Below are 16806 nucleotides of genomic sequence, written 5' to 3' on the forward strand. Positions count from 1 at the left end.
GCATCCTTCCGTCTTCCCCGGACGAGTACGGATTGTGCCGCCTGACCGGGTCCTGCACCAGCGGTAACTGGCCTTCCCGCAGCCTCATGGGCCTGTCCTGGTGGACTATGTCGCGGGTCACATTCCAGAGGAAACTATCACAAGGCCCAAGCCGAAAAGGGCGCGAATACCCCGAAATCCGGCGCGCCGTATCAGATCGTTATGAATAGTTCTGTGAAGTTGTTTTGACTGGACGCAGGGAACCGCAATGCGTATTCTACGTGGCCATTACAACCCGTGTGACAAGATCACGCCACGACACTGCCAGTCGCTCAGTTGTGACGCCATGCTGACGGATGAGGTGCAGGAGCCGCTCCGGGTCCAGAGTGGCGGTCAGGGATCCGGCCATCAGCCACGGTTCCGGTGAACGGAAGCCCGCCTCGCGAAGCAGCATCTCCACATGCCGGTTCCAGAGAGCAACGGCCGGGACCTCGAACCTTCCCCTGGCTGCGTGGCCGGCGGCCAGGACCAGGTCCCCGTACTCCACCACGTAGGCAATCCGCTCGGCCCCAAAGGCCAGGAGACGGTCCAGTGGTGGGGCGCCGGGTCCCAGTGGCGGCGGCCCGAACAGGAAGCGTGCCTGGAAGGCGGCCTCGGAGTCGTCCAGGAGGGTCAGCATCAGTCCGGCCCGGCTGCCGAACCGCCGGAAGACCGTACCCTTGCCCACGCCGGCACGCTCCGCCAAGCGGTCCATGGTGAGTGCGGCCACGCCACCCTCCTCAATGAGATCGCGGGCGGCCAGCAGGAGGCGCTCCCGGTTCCTGGCGGCATCACTGCGTTCCGCGGCTGCTGCCGGCGTCATGTCCGGGCGCACTGGGATGGAACTCACAAGGACAGTGTAGTCATCGGGAATACAACCGGACCGTGGTCCGTTTAGTCTGGTGAAGGCTCCCCGAGCCCCAGTTTCCACCGCAAGCGGCCCCCGCCGCCCAGCTATCAGGAGTTCCCATGACCAAGAGCACAGTCTTGACCCTTGTCGGCAGCCTCCGCGCCGAGTCCACCAACCAGAAGCTGGCCGAGGCAATCCAGCTCAACGCCCCCGAGCAGGTTGACGTCGTCATCCACGAAAGCCTGGGCAACATCCCGTTCTACAACGAGGACATCGACGTGGAGGGCAAGGTTCCGGCTGCCGCAGCGGCACTGCGCGCAGCAGCCGAGAAGGCCGATACCGTCCTGCTGGTCAGCCCGGAACACAACGGCACCGTTCCTGCGGCCCTGAAAAATGCCATCGACTGGCTGTCCCGCCCCTTCGGCGCCGGCGCGCTGTCAGGCAAGCCGACTGCCGTCGTGGGCACCGCCTTCGGCCAGTACGGCGGAGTCTGGGCCCAGGACGAAGCCCGCAAGGCAGCCGGCATCGCAGGCGCCCAGATCCTCGAGGACGTAAAGCTCGCCGTCCCGGGCTCCATGGTTCGCTTCGCCGAGGTGCACCCCAAGGATGACGCCGAGGTAGTGGAGCAGATCAAGGGCATCTTCGACGCCCTTGCCGCTTCCGCACCGGCAGCCTAGTCAGGCCTGCCCCGCACGGTGCCCGGTACGCGTTGAGCGTGCCGGGCACCGCCCGTTTTCCCCGCCCGAAGTTCCGCGGCCAGCCATTCTCCCAAGCGATACCTTGGCGGGACCACGTATTTCTGGAGTAACCGCAAAGATAAACAAACGTTGCTTTGAGGGCAACGCCTGGCTGTATCCTGACTCTGTGACCCACGAAACACTTGACACGTCCGCAGGCACCCTCCCCGCGGAGGCCATTGATGCGATCGAGCGCGCCGCCACGTCGGCCCACCGCCATGACGAGCTGTTTTCGGAGCGCGCAGCCAACATCCGCCAGTCCGCCGTGCGCGATGTCTTCGACATTTCCATGCGGCCCGGCCTGGTGTCCCTTGCCGGCGGAAGCTCGTACCTGCAGTCCCTTCCCATGGAGCGGCTGGCAGCGACGGCAGCCAGGATCATTGCAGAGGACGGCCTGACCGCCCTCCAGTACGGCGCTGGCCAAGGTACCGCCGAACTCCGGGCGCAGATATGCGAAGTCATGTCAGCGGAAGGCATCGTGGATGCCCGCCCCGAAAACGTGGTGATCACTGCAGGCTCCCAATCGGCACAGGACGTGGCCACCAAGCTGTTCTGCAACCCGGGCGACGTGGTGCTGGTAGAGGACCCGACCTACGTGGGCGCATTGAACACATTCGAGGCCTACCAGGTCCAGGTGGAGACCATGGAAATGGACCGGGATGGCCTCGTGCCGCACCTTCTGGAGGCGCGGATAGCGGCCCTCCAGCTGGCTGGAAAGACCATCAAGTTCCTCTACACGATTCCCAACTTCAACAACCCCTCAGGCATCACCCTGGCCCAGGAACGCCGGCAGCAGGTGGTCGATATATGCAGCAGGGCGAATATCATAGTGCTCGAGGACAATCCCTACGGCCTGCTTCGCTTTGAGGGCGAGCCCCTCCCTCCCCTGCGGGCCGGCAATCCGGACGACGTCATCTACCTGGGCTCCTTCTCCAAGATCTTCGCTCCGGGCCTTCGCATCGGATGGGCCCTCGTCCCGGAGCACCTGCAGCGCCGCTACTATCTCGCGGCGGAATCTGTAACGCTCTGCCCGCCGGCCTTCAACCAGATGCTGGTCTCCGCCTACCTGCGCGACTACGACTGGAAGGGACAGATCGCTACCTACCGGGGACTGTATGCCGAGCGGTGCCGCGCCATGCTGGCCGCACTCAAGGAGTACATGCCCGCCGGAAGCACCTGGACCAGCCCGCAGGGCGGCTTCTTCGTCTGGGTGACGCTGCCTGAAGGCGTTGACACCTACCCGCTCCTGCACAAGGCGATCGACGCCGGCGTCGTGTTCATCCCCGGCGCGGCCTTCACGCCGTCGGACGAGCCATCCAACAAGCTCAGGCTCGCTTTCAGTGCCGTGCCTCCGGACGCCATCGCCGAAGGGGTGCGCCGCTTGGCGCCGGTGCTGCAGGAAGCCATCGCCGCGCTGTAGCGTAAGCCACACGAGAGCCGAAGACCGAGCAAAGGAACATGCATATGGCTGGAATCATCGTTGTAGGGGTGGACGGCAGTGAGACCGCGAAGAAGGCGGCGGAATCGGCAAGGGACCTGGCCGCAGGCATGGACGCTTCGCTGCACGTCGTCTCAGCCTTCGACAGCGACCGCACGGAGGTCTTCGGCAGCGGCAGCGACTGCTGGATCGTTTCCGACGCCGATGCCGCGGAGCAGGTGGCCCGCACGGTGGCCGAATCACTGGGCGGCGACACCCCCGTCACGTATTCCGCAGCGCGCGGCCGCCCCGCCGACGCCCTCATCAAGGAAGCTGTGCGGATGGACGCACGCATCATCGTGGTAGGAAACCGGCGCATGCACGGCATCGGCCGGGTGCTCGGCAGCGTGGCCAACAGCGTAGCCCACAACGCCCCCTGCGACGTATATATCGCCAACACCTACGAAACCGATTAAGCCACCCCCAACCGCCGGGGAGTAACGCGGAACACCCTCCGTGGTGGCGGATATCGCTGCGGGGGGTGTCCGTTCTCACCGCAATACCACCCTTTCAGCTGATGGCGCAACGATAAAATTGGGTAGGCCCCCAAAGGCGTGGACTCTGAAGAATCCACCTCCAGCGAAGGGCTTACCTTGATCACTCTGCAGCGCCGCCAGCTTGTTGGCCACGATATCCTCCTGGCCCGCCATGGCAACCACATCAGCTCCATGCGGGTGGACCGAAGCAATGACCGGGTGGTGGCCCTGCTTGATGACGGCAGCCTGGACAGCGCACCGAACCTCATCAGTCCCACTCTGCAGCTGCCTGCGACCGTACGCAGCGTCCTGCGCGAGGACTGGAAGATGCTCAGCGCATGGGCCGGCATGGCCGCGCTGGTGGGTGGCCTGATGACCGCAGCCGCAGTGGTGCTGGGAACAACGGCCGATCCCGCTATCCTCGACGCCCTCAGTTCCTACAACGCCTACTAGGCTCCACACCCCCGCCGCGCTGCCCCGCACGGCGAAGGGGCCTTTTTCAGTGCACCATCCAGCCCTGCAGCAGCCACCAAATCCCGGCCATGACTACGCCGCCGAAAAGCGAACCGGCCACCACCTGAGCCAGGGAGTGGGCCCGCAGCACCACCCGTGACCAGCTGACTGCGGGGATCAGCAGCAGCAGCGGGGCCCACCCGGAACCCAGTATCAGCACCGATACGACGGCGGCGCAGGACATGGCAGCGGCATGGCCACTCATCTTCCAGAAGGGGCTGACGGCGGCCATGACGGCCACGCCGCCCACCACCGCCAGGACCATCGCAACTACGGCCGGGGGCGCCCCAACGGCGTTGAGCACGAGCAACCCTACGGCGATGCTGCCCAGCGCCATCAGGAGTACGGGCGCACGCTGCTTCCGGTCGCTCACATGGTGATCTGTGACCTTCCCCATCCTGACCAGGACCAGCAGCACCACAAGCGGCAGCACGCAGACAAAGAGGGCCGCCAGCGCTCCATAACCAATGGTCGCGGGAAATCCAGGCTGTGACAGTGGACTGATCAGCAGCTGCAGGCTCACCACCACCGGCGGCTGGAGGACCTCCGTCACCCAGGTGGCGGTGCGGTTCTTCAGCCGGATTGCGCCGTTGGTCGCCGTCACTGCCTAGTCCAGGAGCAGCGCGGGCTCTTCCAGGATGGCCGCGACGTCAGCCATGAAGCGGGCCGACAGATCACCATCCACCACCCGGTGGTCGAAGGATCCGCCCAGCGTGGTGATCCAGCGGGGAATCACCTCGCCGTCCAGGACCCAGGGTTTCTGCTTGATGGTTCCGAAGGCAACGATGGCCACCTCGCCGGGATTGATGATCGGAGTCCCCGTGTCAATGCCCAGCGCACCGATGTTGGTGATGGTGAGCGTCCCGCCCTGCATCTCCGCCGGCTGCGTTTTGCCGGCCCTGGCAGTGGTGGCCAGGTTGTTCAGCGCCAGCGCCAGCTCCTTCAGGGACAGGTCCTGGGCGTTCTTGATGTTCGGCACCATCAGGCCGCGCGGTGTGGCTGCGGCAATGCCCAGGTTCATGAAGTGCTTGACCTGGATCTCGGCGCTGCCGTCTCCGTTGTCCACCCAGGCTGCGTTCACGCTGGGGTTGCGGGCGGCAGCCCAGATGACGGCCTTGGCCAGGATGAGGAGCGGGGAAACCTTGATGCCTTCAAAGTCACGGGAGGCCTTGAGCCGCTTGACGAACTCCATCGTGCGGCTGGCGTCGACGTCCACGAAGATGCTTACGTGCGGTGCAGCGAAGGCCGATTCCACCATTGCCTTGGCCGTGGCCTTGCGGACGCCCTTGACTGGAATCCGCTCCACCCTCTGGCCCTGCGGTTTTCCCGCCTTGCCCCAGAAGCCGTCCGCCTTGTCCAGTTCGGCATCGCGCTGCGCCTGGTAGCTGACCAGGTCCTCACGGGTTACCTCGCCATGGGAACCGGTGGCGACGACGTCCGCAAGGTCGATGCCGAGGTCCCGGGCAATCTTACGGACGGGCGGCTTGGCCAGGACGCGGTTGACCAGGCCGGTGATGGTGCCGCCGAAGGTGGGGCGGTTGTCGACGGCGGCCGCGGCGTCCGCGGACACCGCGGCGGGGGTGCGGGGCTGGACGGGCTCCACCTGGGGGGCGTTCACCGTCACGGCGGACGCCGGACTGGCGGTGTTTGAGCCGGTCGAAATTCGCGGGCGCCGCTTGACGGCGTCGGCCTTGGGGCCTGAACCCACCAGCGGACCGCCGGCCGGGGCACTTCCGCCCGCACCGCCGTCGGGCGTTTCCTCCCCTGCGACGTCCTCCGGCAGCTTGCCGTACAGCGGCTGGGCCGGTGCCTTGGGGGCGGGGACATCCGCGGGCGTGGGGTCGCCGTCCACCTGGTCGGTGACGCTGATGATGGCGGTGCCGACGTCGACCGTCACTCCTTCCTCCACCAGCAGTTCGGTGACGGTCCCGGCAAACGGGGATGGCAGTTCCACGATGGACTTGGCGGTTTCGATCTCGCACAGGACGTCATTGATGGCGACGGCGTCACCCGGCTTGACCTTCCAGGAGACGATTTCCGCTTCGGTCAGGCCCTCGCCGACATCGGGCAGGTTGAACTTGTTCAGGGTCATGGTGTCCTCAGTAGGAGAAGGCGCGGTCCAGCGCCTCCAGGATGCGGTCGATGTCCGGAAGGTAGTCTTCCTCCACCTTGGCAACGGGGTACGGCATGTGGAAGCCGCCGACGCGGATCACCGGCGATTCAAGCGAGTGGAAGGCGCGTTCGCTGATGCGGGCTGCGATTTCGCCGCCGATCCCGCCGAACGTGGGCGCCTCATGCGCCACGATCAGGCGCCCGGTCTTCTGCACTGAGGCGGTGACGGTGTCGAAGTCGATCGGCGAGATGGACCGCAGGTCGATGACCTCGACGCTCCGGCCGTCCTCCGCTGCGGCGTTGGCAGCCGCAAGTGCCACGGGAACCAGGGGGCCGTAGGCAACGACGGTTGCGTCCGTGCCTTCCCGCAGCACGTGCGCCTTGAAGGGGTCTTCCGCCGGGCCCTGGTCCTCGACGTCCACCTCGCCCTTGAGCCAATAGCGGCGCTTGGGTTCGAAAATGATCACCGGGTCCTGGCAGGCGACGGCCTGCTGGATCATCCAGTAGGCGTCGTGCGGGTTGGACGGTGTGATGATGCGCAGGCCGGCTGTATGGGCGAACAGTGCCTCCGGGGATTCGGAGTGGTGCTCCACTGACCCGATGCCGCCGCCGTAGGGAATCCGGATCACTACCGGCACTGTGAGGTTGCCGTGGCTGCGGGCGTGCATTTTTGCCAGCTGGGTGGTGATCTGGTTGAAGCCGGGGAAGACGAAACCGTCGAACTGGATCTCGCAGACGGGGCTGTATCCGCGCAGGGCCAGGCCGATTGCGGTTCCGATGATGCCGGATTCAGCCAGCGGGGTGTCCACCACGCGGTCCGGGCCGAACTCGCCGATCAGCCCGTCAGTGACGCGGTAAACGCCGCCCAGCGGGCCGATGTCCTCGCCCATCAACAGCGATTTGGGGTTGCCGGCCAGGGTGGCCCTGAGGCCTTCGTTGATGGCCTTGGCGATGGTCATGGTGGGCATCAGTGGCCTGCCTTTGCTGCCTGTCCGGCGGTCTCTTCCCCGTCGGCGAATCCTGCACTGTACTCCTCGAACCACGCCAGTTCCTCGGCCACCAGGGGGTGCGCTTCGGCATAAACGTTGGCGAAGGACTGCCGGATGTCAGGGTTTTCCAGATCGTGGGCGGTCCGCCGGACATAGGCGGCGAGCTCGTCACCGTCGGCCTTGACCTTGGCAAAGAAGGCGTCGTCGGCCAGGCCTTCGGCACGCAGGTACTTCTCAAGCCTGGCCAGCGGATCCTTGGCCCGCCAGGCGTCCTCCTCCGCCGACTGGCGGTACTTGGTGGGATCATCGGCGGTGGTGTGCGCGCCCACCCTGTAGGTGAAGGCCTCGATCAGGACCGGTCCGTTGCCTTGGCGGGCATGCTCCAGCGCCCACTCCGTGACCGCGTGCACGGCAATGACGTCGTTGCCGTCCACCCGGATGCCGGGGAAGCCGTACCCCTTGGCACGGTTGGAGAGGGGAACCCGGGTCTGGACGTTGGTGGGAACCGAGATGGCCCAGTGGTTGTTCTGGCAGAAGAACACGACGGGGGCCTTGTACGAGGAGGCGAAGACCATTGACTCGTGGACGTCGCCTTCCGAGCTGGCCCCATCGCCAAAGTAGGCGATCACCGCGGCATCTGGCTTCTGGCCTGCGCCGTCCGATGCCGCGGAGAGCTTCTGGTCCCGCTGGATGCCCATTGCATAGCCAACGGCGTGGAGGGTCTGTGCCGCCAGGACCAGCGTGTACAGGTGGAAGTTGGTGTCCTTGGGGTTCCAGCCGCCGTTGGACACTCCGCGGAACTGGCGCAGGAGCTCGGCAAGGTCCACGTTGCGGGTCAGTGCCACGCCGTGCTCACGGTACGTGGGGAAGATATAGTCCTGCGGCTGGCTGGCCCGGCCGGAGCCGATCTGCGCTGCTTCCTGTCCCGTAAGCGGCACCCACAGGGCCAACTGGCCCTGCCGCTGCAGGGCGGTTGCCTCGACGTCGAACCGGCGGATGGCAGCCATGTCGGCGTAGAGGCCGCGCAGGTCCTCAGGGGTGAGCTTGTCCGCATATCCGCTGAACACCGGATCAGTGCCCAGCTTTCCGTCAGGCGCGAGCAACTGCACCATCTGGGCCGGTGGCTCGCCCATGACGGCTTCAGCATCGGCTTCCCGCTGGTCGTCTACCGCTGTTCCGTCGAACTCGGTGGAAGGCAGATGAGTGCCCATACCGTTCTCCTCGCTTGCCGCATCCGGATGCAATGCAATGTCGCTGGGATATATGCCGCAAACGGAATACATTCCGTTTGCGGCATATACATTGGCTTACTGATCCTAACTTTATCTTCGGTAAGTAGCGGAAGGGCTACTTGTTAAGTGCTAGGAAGTTACGGGCGCCTTTGTATAGTCGGCACACAACTCAAGGAAGCGGGTATTCGCCTCGGGTTCACCGATGCTGACCCGGACGCCCTCTCCGGCGAAAGCCCGCACCGAGAGGGCACGCGCGCCTGCGAGCTCAGCGAAAGCTGCACTTTCAGCCCCGAGGGCAAGCCATACGAAGTTCCCCTGGGCATCCGGGATGGTCCATCCGAGCTTCCGAAGGCCCGCGGTTACGCGGTCCCGTTCGTCCACGAGTTTTTGTACCCTTTCCACAACCTGGGCGTAATTCTCAAGGGAAACAATTGCCGCTGATTCAGCGATCTGGGACACGGCGAAAGGGGTTGCCGCAACCCGAAGGTACTGGGTGAGTTCCGGGTGGGAGACGCTGTAACCGACGCGCAGCCCGGCCAGGCCGTGGGCTTTGGAGAACGTCCGGAGCACCACAACGTTGGGGTATTTGCGGTACAGGTCTATTCCGTCCACGGCGTCCTGCGCCCTGACGAACTCCTGGTAGGCCTCGTCGATCACCACCACTACATCTGCCGGGACCGACCGGATGAAGGCCTCCGTTTCTGCTGCAGTGAGGGCCGGGCCGGTGGGGTTGTTGGGCGTGCAGAGGAGGATGACTTTGGTGCGGGCACTCACGGCGGCCGCCATGGCTTCCAGGTCGTGCCGCCCGTCCGGGGTCAAGGGGACGCGGACGCTCTCTGCCCCTGCCAGGCCCACGCTGATGGGGTATGCCTCGAACGAGCGCCAGGCATAGATGACTTCGTCGGCCTTGCCGTCGTCATTCTGGCCCGCAAAAGCTGCGAGGATCTGGTTCAGGGCGCCCAGGCTTCCGGCCCCCGTGACGATGTCACCGGCGGGAACGCCGAGGAACCCCGACAGCGCCGCACGGAGCTTGCTGCTCAGCGGGTCCGGGTAGCGGTTGAAGTCCGTCTGGTGTGAGATTGCATCGAGGACGGCCGGAATCGGCGGCAGCGGGTTCTCATTCGAGGACAGCTTGTAGCTGGCCAGTCCACTGACGGCGGCAGGCGGCTTTCCTGCCACGTAGCGGGGCAGGCGGCTCAGCACCGGGCGCGGCGGAACTCCGCCCGCCGCGGTCTCAGATGAAGTCATGGCCCCTAGCCTACTTCCAGCCCCTGCGGGGAGCGGGGGCTGGCCGGCTGAATTTGGTGGCCGGCGCCAGCCACGCGGCAGGACCATATGGAAGCATAGTGGCATGGGTTCGTTCCTCCTTCGGGTCATCGTTAATGCCGCAGCCCTCTGGCTGGCCAGCTGGGTCCTGCCGGGCATGGACATTTCCAGCACTGCGGCATCCGACGCGGTGGCCCGGAGCGGTATTTCACAGGACACCCAGACCGTCGGGGTTGTCCTGGCTTATCTCTTCATCGGCCTGATCTTCGGCGTCGTGAACGCGTTCGTGCGGCCGCTGGTGCGACTGCTTGCACTTCCCATCACCATCCTGACCCTTGGCCTTTTCGCGATCGTCATCAATGCAGCGATGCTGTACCTGACGGCCTGGATCAGCAGTTACACCCCGGTGCACCTCACCATCGATTCGTTCTTCTGGACTGCCGTCCTGGCCGCAATCATCATTTCCCTGGTTTCACTGGTGGCGGGGTTGCTGCCGGGCGGCCGGCGCTGACCTTCCTCCAAGGGCCTGCCCGTCTGAGTACGCGTGCGCCCGGAAACAGGTACCCAACAGGTGCCGGTCCCCGTTACAGCTCTCCAAATTCCAGTACCGGCCACCCATGACCCTGCAGCGGCCTGCCTTCTAGGCTGCAAGCCGGGCCGGCAAATGGCCCGTACTGTCAGTTCCGGAATTTTGGGGGCCACACATGAAGCCCATAAAGACCCTGCTCGCTGCCTGCCTGCTTCTTGCCTGGCCAGGGGCCCCGGCCTGCGCAGATGCCGGGGCCGGCAGCACGGCGCCCCTGGCCGCGGTGCTGGGCAACGACATCTCCTGGCCCCAATGCGGCGGCGATCTTCCTGCCCCCTCTGCCTTCGCGGTGGTGGGCGTCAATGGAGGGCGGCCGGACACAGTCAACCCGTGCCTGGCTGCCCAGCTTGCCTGGGCGGACCAAAGCGTGGATCCACAGGGGGCCAAGCAGGCTGCTGTATACGTGAACACTGCAGCCCCAGGGCCGGCGGAGTCCCTGTGGTGGCCCGCAAACAACACCTACCAAAGCGTGGAAATCGCGAATCCTTACGGGATGTGCGGCGGGGATGCCTCTCCGGCCTGCGCGTTCATCCATGGCTACGCCATGGCGTCCAGCGCCGCGGCCGCCCTGAAGGATGCGGGCGGCAATGCCATGCGGCAGATGTGGTGGCTGGACGTCGAAACCGGTAACAGCTGGCAATGGGACAAGGCAGTCAATACGGCGGAGCTGGAGGGCATGACCGCTTATCTGCAGGGGGCAGGGGCCGAAGTGGGCATCTACTCCTCTGGATACCAGTTCAATGAAATTGTGGGCGACGTCAGTCCGCGCAGCAACCTGTACAACCTCCAGAACTGGCTGGCGGGCGCCTACTCCGCAGAGTCAGCGCAGGAGTATTGCGCTGCCGCCCCTTTGACCCCGGGTGGAACCGTCACCACCACGCAGTTCACGGCAGACGACCTGGACTATGACTACCGCTGCCCTGCCCCCGCCCCGGCACCGGCTCCATCACCGGCTGCCCAGCCGGCTCCTGCACCGGACAAGACGCGCTCGAATCTGTATGCCGAACTGCACGCCGCCCAAATCTCGTAAGTCCAGCTGCCGGGGGCGGACTGGGTCAGCTGCAGCCGGAATTTTCTGCAGGCTGGTCATTTACCGGGCACCCGGCTGCGGCCGTCCGGAAAAGGGGTCACGGCGATCCTTGGGAGCCGGGGGCGGCGGGGTCCTGGACAGGGAGAAACGGGTGGCAGTGACAGCACCGCCCGCGCCCAGGACAGCACCCAGCGCCGCCGTGGACTGGACCAGCGACGGGTCTTTGCTGAGACCTACCTGGCGGGCCGCCTCCTCGTAGCCACCGAGGCGATGCCCGGGCCCCAGGCCCGCATCTTCCCCATCAGGGGTAGTCACCGGGTTGGTCATGGTGACTGTCACCGTGTCCCGGGCATCCGGATTCGGAGCTCCGTCTGCGCCGGGGACCCAGTCCGCTTCATGCTCCAGATGCAGGGAACTCACCCCCGTTCCCGGTGTAATTCCGCCGACCGGTGATCCTGCAGTCAGCACGTACCGGACATCGTAAGTACGGAGGAAACGCGGATCGGCAGCGAGGTTCATGGCATGGATGCCGCCCTGGCTGTAACCCACCGCTACCACTGGGGCCCCCTGCTTGGCACCGGCGGCCTCGAGTGCCTCAAGGACGGCGGCATTCACTTCGGAGGAACCATAAAGCATTCCTTCGGCGATGCCTGCTTCATCGAACGGGTTGGAACCACCCGCTTGAATGCCTGCGGGCTCGGTGCCGGGGATGATAACGACGTAAGCGGTTTCCGCTCCGTTTGGCACCTCGAGGACTTCCATGAAGCCGGGGCCGCGTGCCTCTATCTGTCGTATCCGCGCCAGCAGGCCCGACGGCGAAGCCTCAAGTTCCACTGCCACTTCGTCTTCGCGCTGCACCCCGATGTGCCTCGGCCTGAAACCCGAGGCGAGGCCAAACACGGCATCCCGCACCCACGGGTTACGTGCAATGTTGGCTTTCATCACCGAAGCCCGCGCGCCGAGCTGGTTCACGAGCCATTCGACGGTTTGCCCGTCGGCGGCCTTGGAGGCGAGGATCACGAGAGCCGAACGCAGGAGCTCAGGCGGGCTGCGGTAGCCGAAGAACCGTCCGGCAGCAGCGCGGTCTTCGGCGTTCTCATAGTCCAGGATGCAACTGCGGACCCCGGCGCTGATCCGCTGCATTTCAGTGCGGACAGTCCGCAGCGCCCACCCGCTGTCCCGCACGCTTGCCACATGGCCCACATCTGACCACGCAGCCTGGTGGTCCACCCGGCACAGCTCGTCCAGGATCCGCCCGGCCTCCTCCTCAGCCCGCAGGAGGTCCTGTGCCAGCCATTCGAGCTTTTCGGCACCTGCAGTAAGTTCCTCAAGCTGCACACTGATGCCGGATGTGCCGCCGCGCACGCTGAGGCTGCCATCCCGGGAAGGGCCGTAGAGCCTGATGCCCCCATCTCCCGGCGGAGGCGCGGCGCTCATCCTGGCCAGCCGGAAGGAGCGAGTGGCCGGGCGCCGTCTTCCTGGGCCCGCCGTGCCACCGCGCGTCCCGCTTCCTCCAGCCGGTCGAGCGCACGGCGCAGGCTGGCTGCCTGATGGGCAACAGCATCCCGGTATGCCCGGCCAGCCGGAGATTGCCAGTCGAGCATCTGGATGTCCTGGAACCCGCCAAGCACCTTTTCCACCCCGGCGCTGCAGGACGCAAGACGTCCCGAGAGCGACTGCAGCTGGGCCGCCAGCTGCTGCGGGCTGCCCCCTGTCCCGTCCATCAGACCATTCCCCATGCCAGCTTCCCGTCCCGGCCCTTCCGGCCAGGTGATCCTCCTGGCCCTGCTGCTTCCAACGCTAGGGGCGCGCCCCACGCGCGGTAAGTGCCGACGTCGGCTATGTGGACAAGTAACGTGGACCCCGCGCTTAAGGCGCCGCCAGACTTCATGAAAGAATCAGTACATGCCTGAAACTGCCGCCACCGCTGATACCCGCACGCCCTCAGGACGCCTGGCCCTCGCCGCGTCATCTGAGAAAATCGCGCTTGGACCGCTCGACGGCCGTTACCAGGCCGCCGTCGCGCCTCTCGTGGACTACCTGTCCGAGGCAGCGCTGAACCGTGACCGCGTGGCCGTTGAAGTCGAATGGCTCATCCACCTGACCAGCAACAACGTCCTTCCCGGCGCCGGACCGCTCAGCACAGAACAGCAGGACCAGCTCCGCGCGATCGTCACTGAGTTCGATGCGGACTCAGTGACGGAGCTCGCCGAGATCGAAGCCGTCACCGTCCACGACGTGAAGGCCGTGGAGTACTACATCGGGCGCCGGCTGCCCGCCATCGGCATCGAAAACCTGACTGCCATGGTCCACTTCGGCTGCACCTCCGAAGACATTAACAACCTGTCCTACGCCCTCGGCATCAAAGGTGCCGTGGAGGACGTGTGGCTGCCCGCCGCCCGCAAGCTCGTGGCGCAGATCAGCACCATGGCCGAGGAAAACCGCGCCGTTCCCATGCTGTCCCGCACGCACGGCCAGCCTGCCACTCCCACCACGCTGGGCAAGGAGCTGGCCGTCATCGCGCACCGCCTGACCCGCCAGCTCGACCGGATCGCCAAGACCGAATACCTGGGCAAGATCAACGGCGCCACCGGCACCTACGCCGCCCACGTGGCCTCCGTTCCGGGTGCCGACTGGCAGCAGGTATCCAAGTCGTTCGTCGAGAGCCTGGGGCTCACCTGGAACCCTTTGACCACCCAGATCGAAAGCCACGACTGGCAGGCCGAGCTGTACGCCGACGTCGCGCGCTTCAACCGCATCCTGCACAACGTCTGCACGGACATCTGGAGCTACATCTCCATCGGCTACTTCGCGCAGATCCCGGTTGCCGGCGCCACGGGTTCGTCCACCATGCCGCACAAGGTCAACCCGATCCGCTTCGAAAACGCCGAGGCCAACCTGGAGATCTCCTCCGGCCTGCTGGACGTCCTGGGCTCCACCCTGGTGACCTCCCGCTGGCAGCGCGACCTCACCGATTCCTCCAGCCAGCGCAACATCGGCGTGGCCTTCGGCCACTCCCTGCTGGCCATCTCGAACGTTGCCAAGGGCCTGGAGCGCCTGGACGTTGCCGAGGACGTGCTGGCCGCAGATCTGGACACCAACTGGGAGGTACTCGGCGAGGCGATCCAGATGGTGATGCGTGCCGAGGCGATCGCCGGCGTCGAAGGCATGGAGAACCCCTACGAGCGCCTCAAGGACCTCACCCGCGGCCAGCGGGTGGACGCGGGGCGCATGCAGGAATTCGTGCAGGGCCTGGGCCTTTCCGCGGAAGCCGAAGCCCGGCTCCTGGCCCTCACGCCCGGCAAATACACCGGCATCGCCGACCAGCTGGTGGACCACCTGAAGTAAGGCTACGGGCAGGTCAAAACGTACGACGGCGGCGCGGGGCCCGGGAGGGTCCGGCGCCGCCGCCATATCCCGGCTTGGGTTACGGCCTGCCGCTGGTGCGTGTGAGCCGGTGTCCGATCGGGTGGGAAACTGGAATCATGAGGCTGCTCCTGATCCGACACGGCGAAACTCCCGGCAACGTCCTGGGCCAACTGGACACCGACCACCCCGGTCCAGGGTTGACCGAACTGGGTGAACGCCAGGCCGAGGCCATGGCACGGGCGCTGGCCAACGAGCGCATCGCGGCACTCTACGCCTCCACGCTGATCCGGACGCAGATCACCGCCGCCCCGCTGGCCCGCCTGCATTCCCTGGATATCGAAGTCCTGGACGGCCTGCATGAAATCGAGGCCGGCTCCCTGGAGAAACTCACGGACCACGAATCCCACAAGCGCTACATGGGGACGGTCATCTCCTGGGCCGCAGGGAACCTGGACCAGCGCATGCCGGCGGGACCCGACGGCCATGCCTTCTTCGAACGCTTCGACGCTGCGATCGCGAACGTGGTGGAGCGGGCAGTACGGGAACGGCACGGAACGGCTGCCGTGGTCAGCCACGGCGCCGCCATCCGCACCTGGGCCGGCCTGCGGGCCCGGGGTGCAGGCCACGATTTCGCGGCACGGCACATCCTGGCGAACACCGGAATCGTGGCAGTCGAAGGCAGCCTGGACGCCGGGTGGAACCTGATCCACTGGGATGGAAGCCCGGTGGGCGGCCTCGCCCTCGCAGACCCGACGGCGGAGGATCCGACAGGACGGGATGTGGCGGCGCCCTAGGCCCGCTGCCGGTGGCGCCGGGCCGGGAATACCAGCATTGCTGAACACGGGCGGACGGCGCCTCGGTTGCGCACGGTACCTTCGCCGCGCTCGATGCTTTGGCGGGGTCTGATACCTGAATTCGTAAACTGCGCCGCCGGGATGAGGCGGCCGGCCATCGCGGCGGCGGCAGCCGCCGTCGGGCGCTCATGGGGATTCATGGCGGTGAGGTGACGCAGGAGGACGCTCCAGTCGCCGAGGGTGTCCGGGATTTCCGGCGACCGCAGCGTACGGGCCACGAGGGACTCGATGGCAGTCCCTGGGAACGCCTTGGCGCCTGTGAGAAGCTCCAGCAGCACGAGCCCCATGGAGTACACGTCCCAGGAAGGGTCTGTTGCTCCGCCAGCTGCTTGCTCCGGGCTCATGTAGTGCACGGTTCCTGAAGAGATGCCGGGTTCCGGAGCCGCGCCGGCTGCAGCAGCTATCCCAAAGTCAATGATCCTTACAGGGCTTCTTCGCAGCCCGCTAAGCATCAGGTTGGCAGGTTTGATGTCGCGGTGCACCAGCCCTCTGGCGTGGAGGTGCGCAAGCGCGTCGAAGAGGCCGCGGGCCCAGCGTGCTACCTCGCCGGGCTGGGGGCGTTGCCCCCGGCCGACCTCGGCCAGGCTGGTCCCCAATGCGAGTTCCTGCACCAGGAAGGGCCGTCCCGACTGCGGGCCGCCGCCCGGCATGACCCCGTGCGCAATGAGCCGCACAATGGAGGGGTTTCTAAGGCCGCCCAGGACGCCGGCTTCGTTGCGGAGCCGTTGGTGCTGCTTGGGGCCGTTGGCCGCCGCAATTTTGACGGCGACGTCGGGCCCGCCCTCCAGGTCCACCGCACGGAAGACCTCGGCGGCAGAGCCGCGGCCCAGTCGTTCCCTGAGCTGGTAGCGCCCGGAAATGCGAGGGCGCCCGTCGGCTTCCAGGGCCAGTTGCGGGGCCGGTCGGCTCGCTTCGCTGACACTCATGCCGTCAGCGCCATGGACGCGTGATCCTGGCGTGATCCGGCGATCCCTGCATCGAGCTGGAAGCCGCAGCTGCAGCGCCATACCGGGGGAAGCGTGGTGCCATCGGCCCCCATGGACGCAAACGTGTAGCTGGCGCCCTCCCAACCAATTGCCGGCGTGACGAGCTGCATGCGTGTGCCGCAGTGGACCGCCGGTTCTCCCTGCGGCGCTGTGGTGCCGTCCAGGGAGGAAGGGGTCAGGCCCGGAACTGGGGCACCCAAGCGGGGATCAGGCGGCGAAACTTCGAGGAAAGTAACCAACACACTCACGACTCCGTTGGGAAGCAACAGCAGGAACAATCGTAAGCTTACATATAACTAGGCTAACTAGCT

At 65.9% G+C, this 16806-nt stretch carries 18 protein-coding genes; 8 read left to right on the top strand and 10 right to left on the bottom strand.

Features of this window, described 5'->3' with window-relative positions:
- Positions 1 to 256 precede the first annotated feature (256 nt).
- Entirely contained in the window at positions 257 to 868 is a 612-nt protein-coding gene (locus tag J2X98_RS13855) for a TetR/AcrR family transcriptional regulator (protein ID WP_307309139.1), read from the bottom strand.
- Between the two features lie 119 nt (positions 869 to 987).
- Between J2X98_RS13855 and J2X98_RS13860 the strand changes: the two genes are divergently transcribed.
- The 4 genes from J2X98_RS13860 (at position 988) to J2X98_RS13875 (ending at position 4011) form a co-directional block, all read left to right on the top strand.
- A complete protein-coding gene (locus J2X98_RS13860; protein ID WP_307309143.1) occupies positions 988 to 1545 on the top strand; it encodes an NAD(P)H-dependent oxidoreductase in 558 nt (185 codons plus the stop codon).
- Between the two features lie 187 nt (positions 1546 to 1732).
- The gene (locus J2X98_RS13865) at positions 1733 to 3025 is read left to right on the top strand and encodes an aminotransferase-like domain-containing protein (protein WP_307309145.1); all 1293 of its coding nucleotides are present in this window, start codon (positions 1733 to 1735) and stop codon (positions 3023 to 3025) included.
- A 44-nt stretch (positions 3026 to 3069) separates the two neighbouring features.
- The gene (locus J2X98_RS13870) at positions 3070 to 3498 is read left to right on the top strand and encodes a universal stress protein (protein ID WP_307309148.1); all 429 of its coding nucleotides are present in this window, start codon (positions 3070 to 3072) and stop codon (positions 3496 to 3498) included.
- A gap of 177 nt (positions 3499 to 3675) precedes the next feature.
- Positions 3676 to 4011: a hypothetical protein gene (locus J2X98_RS13875; RefSeq protein WP_141946678.1), complete on the top strand. Its 336-nt coding sequence runs from the start codon at positions 3676 to 3678 to the stop codon at positions 4009 to 4011.
- A gap of 46 nt (positions 4012 to 4057) precedes the next feature.
- Here the strand turns inward: J2X98_RS13875 and J2X98_RS13880 are convergent, their stop codons facing one another.
- From J2X98_RS13880 to J2X98_RS13900, 5 genes are all read right to left on the bottom strand, one after another.
- Positions 4058 to 4675: a phosphatase PAP2 family protein gene (locus tag J2X98_RS13880; RefSeq protein WP_307309151.1), complete on the bottom strand. Its 618-nt coding sequence runs from the start codon at positions 4673 to 4675 to the stop codon at positions 4058 to 4060.
- Positions 4676 to 4678: 3 nt separating this feature from the next.
- Entirely contained in the window at positions 4679 to 6163 is a 1485-nt protein-coding gene (locus J2X98_RS13885; RefSeq protein WP_307309154.1) for a dihydrolipoamide acetyltransferase family protein, read from the bottom strand.
- A 7-nt stretch (positions 6164 to 6170) separates the two neighbouring features.
- A complete protein-coding gene (locus J2X98_RS13890) occupies positions 6171 to 7151 on the bottom strand; it encodes an alpha-ketoacid dehydrogenase subunit beta (RefSeq protein WP_141945029.1) in 981 nt (326 codons plus the stop codon).
- A complete protein-coding gene (gene pdhA, locus J2X98_RS13895; RefSeq protein ID WP_307309161.1) occupies positions 7151 to 8383 on the bottom strand; it encodes a pyruvate dehydrogenase (acetyl-transferring) E1 component subunit alpha in 1233 nt (410 codons plus the stop codon). The genes J2X98_RS13890 and pdhA overlap by 1 nt, the downstream gene beginning before the upstream one ends.
- Before the next feature lie 150 nt (positions 8384 to 8533).
- Positions 8534 to 9652, bottom strand: a complete 1119-nt coding sequence (locus tag J2X98_RS13900) for a histidinol-phosphate transaminase (RefSeq protein ID WP_141945025.1) — start codon at positions 9650 to 9652, stop codon at positions 8534 to 8536.
- Between the two features lie 103 nt (positions 9653 to 9755).
- On the opposite strand from J2X98_RS13900, the gene J2X98_RS13905 reads away from it, so the two are divergent.
- Together J2X98_RS13905 and J2X98_RS13910 are read left to right on the top strand one after the other, a co-directional pair.
- Positions 9756 to 10181, top strand: coding sequence for a phage holin family protein (locus J2X98_RS13905; protein ID WP_307309164.1), 426 nt, complete (start codon positions 9756 to 9758; stop codon positions 10179 to 10181).
- Positions 10182 to 10374: 193 nt separating this feature from the next.
- Positions 10375 to 11286 carry a hypothetical protein gene (locus J2X98_RS13910; RefSeq protein WP_307309167.1) on the top strand — a complete coding sequence of 304 codons (912 nt, stop codon included), beginning with the start codon at positions 10375 to 10377 and terminating at the stop codon, positions 11284 to 11286.
- Between the two features lie 60 nt (positions 11287 to 11346).
- On the opposite strand, the gene J2X98_RS13915 is transcribed toward J2X98_RS13910, so the two are convergent.
- Both J2X98_RS13915 and J2X98_RS13920 read right to left on the bottom strand, forming a co-directional pair.
- Positions 11347 to 12723: a hypothetical protein gene (locus J2X98_RS13915; RefSeq protein ID WP_307309170.1), complete on the bottom strand. Its 1377-nt coding sequence runs from the start codon at positions 12721 to 12723 to the stop codon at positions 11347 to 11349.
- Positions 12720 to 13010, bottom strand: coding sequence for a hypothetical protein (locus tag J2X98_RS13920; RefSeq protein WP_307309173.1), 291 nt, complete (start codon positions 13008 to 13010; stop codon positions 12720 to 12722). The genes J2X98_RS13915 and J2X98_RS13920 overlap by 4 nt, the downstream gene beginning before the upstream one ends.
- A 181-nt stretch (positions 13011 to 13191) precedes the next feature.
- Between J2X98_RS13920 and purB the strand changes: the two genes are divergently transcribed.
- Positions 13192 to 14634, top strand: a complete 1443-nt coding sequence (gene purB, locus J2X98_RS13925; RefSeq protein ID WP_307309176.1) for an adenylosuccinate lyase — start codon at positions 13192 to 13194, stop codon at positions 14632 to 14634.
- A gap of 137 nt (positions 14635 to 14771) precedes the next feature.
- Positions 14772 to 15449: a histidine phosphatase family protein gene (locus J2X98_RS13930; protein ID WP_141945015.1), complete on the top strand. Its 678-nt coding sequence runs from the start codon at positions 14772 to 14774 to the stop codon at positions 15447 to 15449.
- Here the strand turns inward: J2X98_RS13930 and J2X98_RS13935 are convergent.
- Positions 15446 to 16435, bottom strand: coding sequence for a serine/threonine-protein kinase (locus tag J2X98_RS13935; RefSeq protein ID WP_307309180.1), 990 nt, complete (start codon positions 16433 to 16435; stop codon positions 15446 to 15448). The two genes, J2X98_RS13930 and J2X98_RS13935, sit on opposite strands and share 4 nt — an antisense overlap.
- Positions 16432 to 16737, bottom strand: a complete 306-nt coding sequence (locus tag J2X98_RS13940; RefSeq protein ID WP_141946674.1) for a hypothetical protein — start codon at positions 16735 to 16737, stop codon at positions 16432 to 16434. The genes J2X98_RS13935 and J2X98_RS13940 overlap by 4 nt, the downstream gene beginning before the upstream one ends.
- Positions 16738 to 16806: the final 69 nt, after the last annotated feature.

It is taken from the genome of Pseudarthrobacter enclensis, assembly GCF_030811655.1.
Taxonomy (GTDB): domain Bacteria; phylum Actinomycetota; class Actinomycetes; order Actinomycetales; family Micrococcaceae; genus Arthrobacter; species Arthrobacter enclensis_A.

Coding starts and splice junctions, on each gene's coding strand:
- J2X98_RS13860 (WP_307309143.1), top strand. CDS start 988: ATGACCAAGAGCACAGTCTTGACCCTTGTCGGCAGCCTCCGCGCCGAG.
- J2X98_RS13915 (WP_307309170.1), bottom strand. CDS start 12,723: ATGAGCGCCGCGCCTCCGCCGGGAGATGGGGGCATCAGGCTCTACGGC.
- pdhA (WP_307309161.1), bottom strand. CDS start 8,383: ATGGGCACTCATCTGCCTTCCACCGAGTTCGACGGAACAGCGGTAGAC.
- J2X98_RS13905 (WP_307309164.1), top strand. CDS start 9,756: ATGGGTTCGTTCCTCCTTCGGGTCATCGTTAATGCCGCAGCCCTCTGG.
- J2X98_RS13920 (WP_307309173.1), bottom strand. CDS start 13,010: ATGGACGGGACAGGGGGCAGCCCGCAGCAGCTGGCGGCCCAGCTGCAG.
- J2X98_RS13890 (WP_141945029.1), bottom strand. CDS start 7,151: ATGCCCACCATGACCATCGCCAAGGCCATCAACGAAGGCCTCAGGGCC.
- J2X98_RS13930 (WP_141945015.1), top strand. CDS start 14,772: ATGAGGCTGCTCCTGATCCGACACGGCGAAACTCCCGGCAACGTCCTG.
- J2X98_RS13885 (WP_307309154.1), bottom strand. CDS start 6,163: ATGACCCTGAACAAGTTCAACCTGCCCGATGTCGGCGAGGGCCTGACC.
- J2X98_RS13870 (WP_307309148.1), top strand. CDS start 3,070: ATGGCTGGAATCATCGTTGTAGGGGTGGACGGCAGTGAGACCGCGAAG.
- purB (WP_307309176.1), top strand. CDS start 13,192: ATGCCTGAAACTGCCGCCACCGCTGATACCCGCACGCCCTCAGGACGC.
- J2X98_RS13900 (WP_141945025.1), bottom strand. CDS start 9,652: ATGACTTCATCTGAGACCGCGGCGGGCGGAGTTCCGCCGCGCCCGGTG.
- J2X98_RS13935 (WP_307309180.1), bottom strand. CDS start 16,435: ATGAGTGTCAGCGAAGCGAGCCGACCGGCCCCGCAACTGGCCCTGGAA.
- J2X98_RS13910 (WP_307309167.1), top strand. CDS start 10,375: ATGAAGCCCATAAAGACCCTGCTCGCTGCCTGCCTGCTTCTTGCCTGG.